The organism is Oceanispirochaeta sp. (genome assembly GCF_027859075.1).
Taxonomy (GTDB): domain Bacteria; phylum Spirochaetota; class Spirochaetia; order DSM-2461; family DSM-2461; genus Oceanispirochaeta.
This window is the reverse complement of sequence record NZ_JAQIBL010000363.1, coordinates 1-8,863: the sequence shown is the minus strand read 5'-3', so window position 1 is coordinate 8,863 and position 8,863 is coordinate 1. Positions and strand designations below refer to the sequence as shown.

The 8,863-nt window shown below is 49.5% G+C and carries 7 protein-coding genes; 3 read left to right on the top strand and 4 right to left on the bottom strand.

Annotated elements, in window-relative coordinates; translation table 11 throughout:
- From PF479_RS20650 to PF479_RS20635, 4 genes are all read right to left on the bottom strand, one after another.
- Window positions 1-370: winged helix-turn-helix domain-containing protein (locus PF479_RS20650; protein WP_298010963.1), on the bottom strand; the 370-nt coding region annotated here is incomplete at its 3' end.
- Window positions 367-573, bottom strand: coding sequence for a helix-turn-helix domain-containing protein (locus PF479_RS20645; protein WP_298010961.1), 207 nt, complete (start codon window positions 571-573; stop codon window positions 367-369). The genes PF479_RS20650 and PF479_RS20645, both read right to left, overlap by 4 nt.
- A gap of 305 nt (window positions 574-878) precedes the next feature.
- On the bottom strand, window positions 879-2,708 hold the full coding sequence (gene glmS, locus PF479_RS20640) for a glutamine--fructose-6-phosphate transaminase (isomerizing) (RefSeq protein ID WP_298010959.1): 1,830 nt from the start codon (window positions 2,706-2,708) through the stop codon (window positions 879-881).
- A gap of 40 nt (window positions 2,709-2,748) precedes the next feature.
- Window positions 2,749-3,021 (bottom strand): hypothetical protein, encoded by a 273-nt coding sequence (locus PF479_RS20635; RefSeq protein WP_298010958.1) that lies wholly within the window; start codon window positions 3,019-3,021, stop codon window positions 2,749-2,751.
- A 361-nt stretch (window positions 3,022-3,382) separates the two neighbouring features.
- On the opposite strand from PF479_RS20635, the gene aceE reads away from it, so the two are divergent.
- The 3 genes from aceE to lpdA are packed head-to-tail and all read left to right on the top strand — an operon-like array spanning window position 3,383 to window position 8,806.
- Window positions 3,383-6,037, top strand: a complete 2,655-nt coding sequence (gene aceE, locus PF479_RS20630; protein WP_298010956.1) for a pyruvate dehydrogenase (acetyl-transferring), homodimeric type — start codon at window positions 3,383-3,385, stop codon at window positions 6,035-6,037.
- A gap of 9 nt (window positions 6,038-6,046) precedes the next feature.
- The gene (locus PF479_RS20625; protein ID WP_298010953.1) at window positions 6,047-7,330 is read left to right on the top strand and encodes a 2-oxo acid dehydrogenase subunit E2; all 1,284 of its coding nucleotides are present in this window, start codon (window positions 6,047-6,049) and stop codon (window positions 7,328-7,330) included.
- Window positions 7,331-7,387: 57 nt separating this feature from the next.
- On the top strand, window positions 7,388-8,806 hold the full coding sequence (gene lpdA / locus PF479_RS20620) for a dihydrolipoyl dehydrogenase (protein WP_298010951.1): 1,419 nt from the start codon (window positions 7,388-7,390) through the stop codon (window positions 8,804-8,806).
- Window positions 8,807-8,863 lie beyond the last annotated feature (57 nt).

The following is an 8,863-nucleotide window of genomic DNA, read 5'->3' as shown; positions in this document are numbered from 1 at the left end:
CTTTTTTAGATGATCCTATATATTGGATTTTCTTTTGTTTATTCAGTTCTTTAATGTGATACTTTATTCTATACACAGTCAATTCCAGCTTTTCAGCCAACTCTTTACGGGTAAGTGTCGGCTCACTTTGCATAAGAACAAGGATTTTCCTTTGAGTATCTTTAGGGGTAGTTTTAGGGGTAGTTATAAGAATCTCTTTATGAATGGTTTCCAACATAAACTCTACAAAGGGGGTACAATCTCCCCTTGAAGAGCTTTCCTCAATAGCCGTATAGTAATCCTGTTGCCTATGGTAGACCATATTTTCGACTCGTAGATCTGCCACTCCCCAAATGAAGTTTAAATTTTCTGTGGAGTTTATTTTGGTCATTTACCTTTCCCTGTGTTTTCTCTATTTTCTGATTTCTCTGATAACCACGAATCAATGGCCGGTTTGAAAAACCTCCAAGTTTTACCTATCTTTTGTCCGGGGATTTTTCCTTCTCTGACCAACTTGTACAAACTGGACTCGGCAATTCTCAGGTACTTTGAAAGGTCCTTTATCGTGAATGCTTGATCATTTTCTTCAACCATGGACACAGTATGAAGTGAGAGTTAAATATTGTCAAATACTACCAATATCTATCAGTAAAAGGGGGTGTAAGTAGAAGAACTGTGAGTCGCTCCCCTTGGGGGAGGGTAGATTGAAACATCTTAGCAGGCATGGTGGTAAGTCCTATTTGGGTCGCTCCCTATGCGGCAGCGATGGGAGCGGTTAGGGCCCCGAAAGCCCCGGCGGCGCGGAGCAAGCCGGAACAGGCTTTCGGAGAAGGCCCTTTGAGCGGACAGCGCGCTTCCCCGAACGGCAGTGGCCGGTAGGGAAGCCGCCCGGAAACGGCTTAATCCGTCGTAACCGACTTAGCCAGATTTCGGGGCTGGTCAATATCCCGCCCCAGTGTCAGAGCTGTATAAAATCCCAGAAGCTGACAGGGGATGATGGTCAACAGAGGAGACAACAGGGGGTCTGAATCGGGAACCACAAAGAGCTTGTCTGCCACCTTCCTCAGGCTCTCGTCTTCATAGTTGGAGATAACCAGAACCCGGCCGTTTCTGGCCCGTACTTCCTGAATATTACTGATTGTCTTTTCCTGATAGTCCCCTTTGGTGCATATGAAGACCGAGGGAATATCTTCACTTATCAGAGCCAGCGGACCGTGCTTGAGAGACCCGGCACTGTAGGCTTCTGCATGGATGTAGCTCACTTCCTTCAGCTTCAACGCGGCTTCCATGGCGACTGGAAAGTTGATGCCCCGTCCCATGTACATGACGGAGTTATGGTTCTTGAGTTCCTCGGCCATGTCCTTGATGTCTTCGGCTTTGGCAAGGATGGTTCTAATCTTGTCGGGCAGAGCCATAAGCTCAGCAACCAGTTCTTTACCCCGGTGTAATGAGATGTCCCGGGTTCGTCCGATCATGAGGGCCAGCAGGGCCAGAACGGTGACCTGGCTGGTAAAGGCCTTTGTACTGGCCACAGATATTTCAGATCCCGCATGAATGTAGGCACCTCCGTCGGTCATCCGGGCCAGAGTGGAGCCGACCGCATTGAGAATACCCAGGACACGGCCCCCTTTCTGCTTGATTTCCTGAACGGCGGCAATGGTGTCACGGGTCTCTCCAGACTGGCTGATGGCGACAAAGATAGTATGCTTGTCCACGATGGGATTAATACCGCAGAGCTCTGAGGCATCAGAGACTTCCACGGGAATACGGGCCAGCTCTTCGATGATATATTTTCCAATTTCACCGGCATACTGGGCCGTCCCCATGGCGAGGATATGGATTTTCTTGATGTCAAAAAAATCCCGTTTGTCCATATTGAGTCCTCCCAGAAGAGAGGTTCCATATTCGGAGAGCAGACGCCCCCCCTGCCCCATGGCACGGAAGACTGATTCGGGCTGCTCAAAAATTTCCTTGAGGAGAAAGTGTGAATATCCCAGCTTGTTATGACCACCGCTATCCAGGTTAAGTTCTTCCACACTCTTTTTGATCTGTATATTCTGACGGTTCACGACTCTGTACTCATCAGAGTTCAGTACAACCATTTCACCGTCTTCGATAAAGATGGCATTCTGGGTGTATCCTGCAAAGGCCATGGCATCCGAGGCCAGGAACATTTCCTTCTGACCCACACCAACAACAAGAGGGCTGCCGTTTCGTGCCCCGATGATCATATCGGGAAAATCCCGGAAGAGAATGAGCATCCCATAGGTTCCGTCCAGTCTGTCCAGAGCCATGGAGACTGCTTTTTCGGGTCCATGATCCATGTATAATTCTACCAGGTGAGCAACGACTTCTGAGTCTGTTTCACTGAGAAAGACATTCCCTCTGGCCTCCAGCTCTTTTTTCAGGAGTGCAAAATTGTCAATGATTCCATTATGCACAACCGCCACCCGGCCTTCGGGTCCGCAGTGGGGATGGGCATTTTCGGTAGTGACGCCGCCATGAGTGGCCCATCGGGTGTGGCCGATGCCCACAGTAGATGGAATCTTTTCTGTGATCTTGGCTTCCAGCCGGGCCAGCTTGCCCTCTTCCTTGACCACCTTGATTTTCTTTCTATGAAGAACACCGATTCCTGAGGAGTCATACCCCCTGTATTCAAGTTGTTTGAGCCCTTTCAGCAATACAGGAACGGCTTCCCGGCTCCCTAAATATCCTACAATTCCGCACATAATTTATTTCTCCTCAATTTTCCGGCTCAATGCCGAAGGGTCAGCCGTATATGATTCTTCTGATCTGCCGTAAAGACAGGTCGGAAGCAGCAAAACGCCGTTGTTTCAACTCTTTCTGAATCAAGCTATAAATTTCATCATTACTGTGACCTTCCTTCTGAAGGTCCTGATGCCTTTTTCCGATGAAATCTTTCACTTCCACTGCAAAGTATTCTCCCAGATCTTCCAGCAGGTGATCCAGGAGATCACTGCTGACAGGATAACTAGTGAGGAGGTGATGTCTAAATTGCTCATCCAGACTGATTTTTGCCATAACTTACTCACTATATACAGTAATTCTCCGAATTTTCCAACAGGAACCATCGATTCCAACCGATAAAGTGGCATCATTTGCCCTATATCGGGCAGATTGTGAAGAGAAGCGGGATTAGGATATTGGTCTGTAAATTAAGTTTTCAAAGGCCCAATGCCCTATAATGATTCTTATTTCAGATCCTTCATATCAAAAAAATACCCCCTTATATTAGCTTTTTACTAGTATATTAATTATCTTTAGTTTCCATTCCATAAATAAAATTCCAAAATTTGAATATTGGAAGGGAATGTATGAGGATTAAAGCAAGATATAAAACTGCTGAAATGCGCTGAATTCATTTTACTATTGAGAGGGAATAATGTCTGAATACTTAGATAAAGACCCGGAAGAAACCCGGGAATGGTTGGAAGCTCTTGAGGGAGTCATTGGAGAAGAGGGCAATGAGAAGGCTCACTTTCTGATTCAGAATCTCATCGATCAGGCTCGAAAAAAAGGAATAAAAGTCCCCTATAGTCCCACAACACCCTATATAAACACACTGACACCGGAAGAATCGGAAAAGATGCCGGGGAATACATTAATAGCCCGGGATGTAGCCGCCTACGTGCGCTGGAATGCCCTGTCCATGGTAGTCAGAGCCAATCGAAAAGATACGGGCCTCGGAGGGCACATAGCCAGTTTCGCCTCCAGCGCGGCCCTCTACGAAGTGGGATTTGACTATTTTTTCAAGGGACCCAAAGCCCCGACCAGAGAAGACCTGATCTTCTTTCAAGGCCATTCCTCACCGGGAATGTATTCCCGGGCCTTTCTGGAAGGACGATTAACAGAAGAACAGCTGGATCATTTCAGGGAAGAAACGGGAGGCAAAGGACTCTCATCCTACCCCCACCCCTGGCTGATGCCCGATTTCTGGCAGTTTCCGACGGTTTCCATGGGACTGGGCCCCCTTCAAGCCATCTATCAGGCCCGTTTTATGAAATACATGGAGGCCCGGGATCAGGCTGATCCGGGAGACCGGAAGGTCTGGGCGTTCCTGGGAGACGGTGAGATGGATGAACCAGAATCACAGGGAGCCATCAGCCTGGCAGCCCGGGAAAAACTGGACAATCTGATATTTGTCATCAACTGCAACCTCCAGAGACTGGATGGTCCGGTTCGTGGAAACGGTAATATCATCCAGGAACTGGAAGGAAATTTTCGGGGAGCCGGTTGGAATGTCATCAAGGTCATCTGGGGTACCGAATGGGATGCTCTTTTAAACAAAGATAAATCCGGACTGCTGATCAAGAGGATGAACGAGTGTGTCGACGGAGAATATCAGGCATTCAAGGCCCATGATGGTGCCTATATAAGAGAACATTTCTTCGGGAAGTATCCGGAAACTCTTGAACTGGTCAAAGGTATGACAGATGAAGAAATATTCAAACTGAGCCGCGGTGGACACGATCCCCGTAAAATATATGCGGCTTATGCCTCGGCGGTTAAACACAAGGGTCAGCCCACGGTCATCCTGGCCAAGACGGTCAAGGGTTTCGGGATGGGTGATGCCGGTGAAGCGGCGAACAGCTCCCACTCCCAGAAGAAGATGGACCTAGAATCTCTAAAAGTATTCAGAGACCGGTTCCATATTCCTCTCAAAGATGATGAACTCTATGATGTTCCCTATCTGAAACCTGATGAAGACAGCAAGGAAATGAAATATATCCGGCAGACACGCGAGGGACTTGGCGGGTATTTACCTTCCAGAAATAATATATCAACCCCCATAAAATCCATCCCGTTGGATAGTTTCTCGGCTATATTAAAGGGTTCAGGAGACAAAGAGATGTCGACAACCATGGCCTTTGTTCGTCTGTTAAGCACATTGGCCAGGGATAAGGAGATTGGAAAGCAGATTGTCCCCATCGTCCCGGATGAAGCCCGGACCTTCGGAATGGAAGGCATGTTCCGTCAGCTGGGAATTTACGCCCCCTACGGACAGCTCTATGAACCTCAGGATTCTGAATCTGTCATGTGGTATAAGGAAGATAAAAAAGGGCAGATTCTGGAAGAAGGAATAAACGAAGCGGGAGCCTTCTCCTCCTGGCTGGCTGCGGGAACGGCCTACTCCCATTACGGAGTCAACATGATTCCCTTCTACATTTTCTACTCCATGTTCGGTTTTCAGCGGATTGGAGACCTGGCCTGGATGGCCGGTGATATCAGGGCCAAGGGTTTCCTTCTGGGAGCCACTTCAGGGCGGACGACCTTGAACGGTGAAGGCCTGCAGCATCAGGACGGACACAGTCATATCATGGCGGGTACAATCCCCAGCTGCCAGTCTTATGATCCAGCCTTTGCCTTTGAACTGGCCGTGATTATCCAGGATGGAATGAAGAGGATGTATCAGGACAATGAGAGTGTCTTCTACTACATATCCCTGATGAATGAAAACTATATCCAGCCCGGCCTTCCCGAGGGCAGTGAAGAGGGAATCCGCAAGGGTATGTACCTCTTCAAAAAAGCAGAAGGAGCTTCAAAAAGAGTACAGCTCATGGGATCGGGAAGCATTTTCCAGGAAATCCTGGCGGCCGCGGTGATTCTGAAGGAAGAATGGAAGGTCGATTCTGATATATGGAGCCTCCCGGGCATCAATCAGCTGCACAGGGAAGGTTCTGAATGTGAACGTTACAATATGAATAACCCCGATAAAAAACCGAAAGTCTCCTATGTTAGCAAATCGATGAAGGGACATGAGGGACCCGTTGTGATCAGTACGGACTATATCAGAGCCTATCCTGAGCAGATCAGGCGGCTCATACCCAACCAAACCATTATTCTGGGTACCGATGGATACGGACGGAGTGATTCAAGAGAACAGCTGCGGCGCTTTTTTGAAGTAGACCGGTACTATATCGTTCTAAACGCCTTGAAGGGACTGGTAGATCAGGGAAACCTGAAAACCGAAGTACTGAGCCAGGCCATCAAGAAGTATGATCTGGATAGCAGCAAGCCCAATCCGATGACAGTGTAAGGAAGAACAATGGCAGAATTAAAAGAAATTAGAATCCCCGACCTGGGTACGGATGACTCCGTTCCAGTAGCGGAAATATTCATAACCCTGGGCCAGGAGGTCGAAGCCGAAGAGGCCCTGCTGGCCATGGAAAGTGAAAAGGCTGTGATGGAGATCCCCTCCCCCTTCGCCGGAGTGATCCGGGAAATTAAGGTAAAGGAAGGAGATAAGCTGAAAACCGGCGATTTGATTGCTCTGGCGGAAGTTGCCGAGGTTGAATCAGTACCAGAAGAGACAAAAGCTCCTCCCAAGGCATCTGAGCCGGCCAGAACTGAGGCTGAAAAGCCCGTTAAGACTGTACAGGCTCCAGCAGAACAGACACCACCGGCAAAGCCAGTGGATCGACCGGCTGGTAAAGTGCCCCATGCCTCCCCGTCCATACGCCGTTTTGCCCGGGAATTGGGAGTGGATCTGTCCACAGTACAGGGCACAGCTCCCAAGGGGAGAGTGACAAAAGAGGACATACAGAATTTTGTAAAAGCCCTCGTAAAAACAGGAGCCTCGGGCTCCGGTTCAGGAGCGGGTCTTCCCCATGCGGCCTATACAGACCCCTCCAAGTTCGGTGGGGTAACTGAGTTGGAACTGACCAGAATCCAGAAGATATCGGGTCCCCACCTCCATGCCAGCTGGGTGAATATCCCTCATGTCACCCAGTATGAACAGGCTGATATCAGTTCTCTGGAAACCTGGCGGAAAGAACTCAATCAAAAAGGGGATCAGGGTGTTAAATTTTCTGTCCTGGCCTTTGTGATCAAGGCGCTCTACAAGACGATAGAAGAATTCCCCCGTTTTAATTCCGTTCTGGCTCCCGGAGGAGAGAAGCTCTTTCTCCGAAACTACTATAACATCGGAATTGCAGAGGATACCCCCCAGGGACTTCTGGTGCCGGTCATTCATGATGTGGATGAGTTGAACCTCACCGAGATTGTAGTGGCCATCAAAGACCTGGCCCTCAGAGGGCGGGATGGTCAGCTGAAACCGGCAGACCTGCAGGGAGCGGGTATATCCATATCCAATTTGGGAGGGATAGGCGGAACCTTTTTTACGCCCATCATCAATCCGCCGGAAGTCGCCATTCTGGGACTCTCCCGTTCGTCCACACAGCCCTGGTGGAATGGAAGTGAATTTGAACCCCGTCTGATTCTCCCTCTCAGCCTCTCCTACGACCACAGGGTTATTGACGGAGCCATGGCTGCCCGGTTTATCCGCTACCTGGCGGATCTTCTGGAGGATATGAAGAAAATTCTGCTATAATTTTTATCTCTCCCTCCGGGGAGAGATGCTCTATCTAAACCATGTGGAGAAGAATAAATGTCTGATAAAAAGAATATACAAGTTGATACCCTTATCCTGGGCGGCGGACCGGGAGGTTATACAGCCGCTTTCAGGGCGGCAGATCTGGGACAATCGGTGGCCCTGGTTGAAAAACGGGGCATCCTGGGAGGAGTCTGTCTGAACGAAGGCTGTATTCCTTCCAAATCGCTCCTGCACCTGGCACAAATCATCAATGAAGCGGGCGAAGCAGATCAATTTGGAATCAGTTTTGCCAAACCAAAACTGGACCTCAACGGAATGAGAGCCCACAAAGACAAGGTTGTCTCCACCCTGACAAAGGGTCTGGGAGCTATGGCCAAACAGAGAAAAGTACAGGTTCTCAATGGAACCGGAACCTTCCTCTCATCAACGACACTGGGAGTGACCGGAGATGATGAGGCGGAAGTGACCTTTAAACAGGCCATCATTGCCACGGGCTCCCGGGTTGTACAGCTTCCCATGTTTCCCTTTGACGATTCCAGAGTCATGGACTCTACGGATGCCCTGGAACTGAAGGAGATCCCGGGGACACTCCTGATCGTAGGAGGAGGAATCATCGGAATGGAGATGGCCACCGTCTACAGCGCCTTTGGATCGGAAGTGTCTGTTGTAGAACTGATGGACCAGATCATCCCCCCTGCGGATTCAGATCTGGTGAAACCCCTGGCCCGGATGTATAAAAAGCGATTGAAAGCGATTTATACCTCGGTCAAAGTGACAAAAGTAGAACCCAGAAAAGAGGGTCTTCTTGTCTCTTTTGAAGGGGAAGGGGCTCCGGGTGCAACCCTCTATGACCGGATACTGGTGAGCATAGGACGGCGGCCTAATTCCGACGCCATCGGCCTGGAGGCTCTTGGCATTACTCCTGATGAACGGGGATTCATACCAGTCAATGAAAAAAGACAGTCCTCGATTGCCCACATTTATGCCATCGGTGACATAACAGGTCAGCCGATGCTGGCACATAAGGCGGTTCACGAAGGAAAGGTTGCCGCCGAAGTCATCGCCGGAGAGCCATCCGAGTTCTCACCGGCCTGTATTCCCTCGGTGGCCTATACAGACCCCGAATTGGCCTGGACCGGATTGACCGAAAAGGAAGCAGCCGAAAAGGGAATAGCCTATGAAAAGGGAGTCTTTCCCTGGGCAGCCAGCGGACGTTCCCTCAGTAACGGCAGGAATGAAGGGATGACAAAGGTTCTCTACGATCCGGAAACAAAGAGGATACTGGGAGCTGGAATCTGCGGAAACAACGCGGGTGAACTCCTGGCTGAAGCCAACCTCGCCATTGAGATGGGGTCAGACCTGGGAGATGTCTCACTGACCATCCATGCCCACCCCACTCTCTCTGAAACCTTTGCCTTGGCTGCGGAGATGGCAGAAGGAACCATCACGGACCTGATGCCTCCTAAAAAGTAGTTCAGAAATGAAAGACCCTTACCCCGGGATACAATTCCGGGGTATTTTTTAGAACTG

What these genes read in the sequence shown, in the direction of transcription:
- PF479_RS20635 (WP_298010958.1), bottom strand. Translation starts at nt 3,021, where the DNA reads ATGGCAAAAATCAGTCTGGATGAGCAATTTAGACATCACCTCCTCACT.
- aceE (WP_298010956.1), top strand. Translation starts at nt 3,383, where the DNA reads ATGTCTGAATACTTAGATAAAGACCCGGAAGAAACCCGGGAATGGTTG.
- PF479_RS20625 (WP_298010953.1), top strand. Translation starts at nt 6,047, where the DNA reads ATGGCAGAATTAAAAGAAATTAGAATCCCCGACCTGGGTACGGATGAC.
- glmS (WP_298010959.1), bottom strand. Translation starts at nt 2,708, where the DNA reads ATGTGCGGAATTGTAGGATATTTAGGGAGCCGGGAAGCCGTTCCTGTA.
- lpdA (WP_298010951.1), top strand. Translation starts at nt 7,388, where the DNA reads ATGTCTGATAAAAAGAATATACAAGTTGATACCCTTATCCTGGGCGGC.
- PF479_RS20645 (WP_298010961.1), bottom strand. Translation starts at nt 573, where the DNA reads ATGGTTGAAGAAAATGATCAAGCATTCACGATAAAGGACCTTTCAAAG.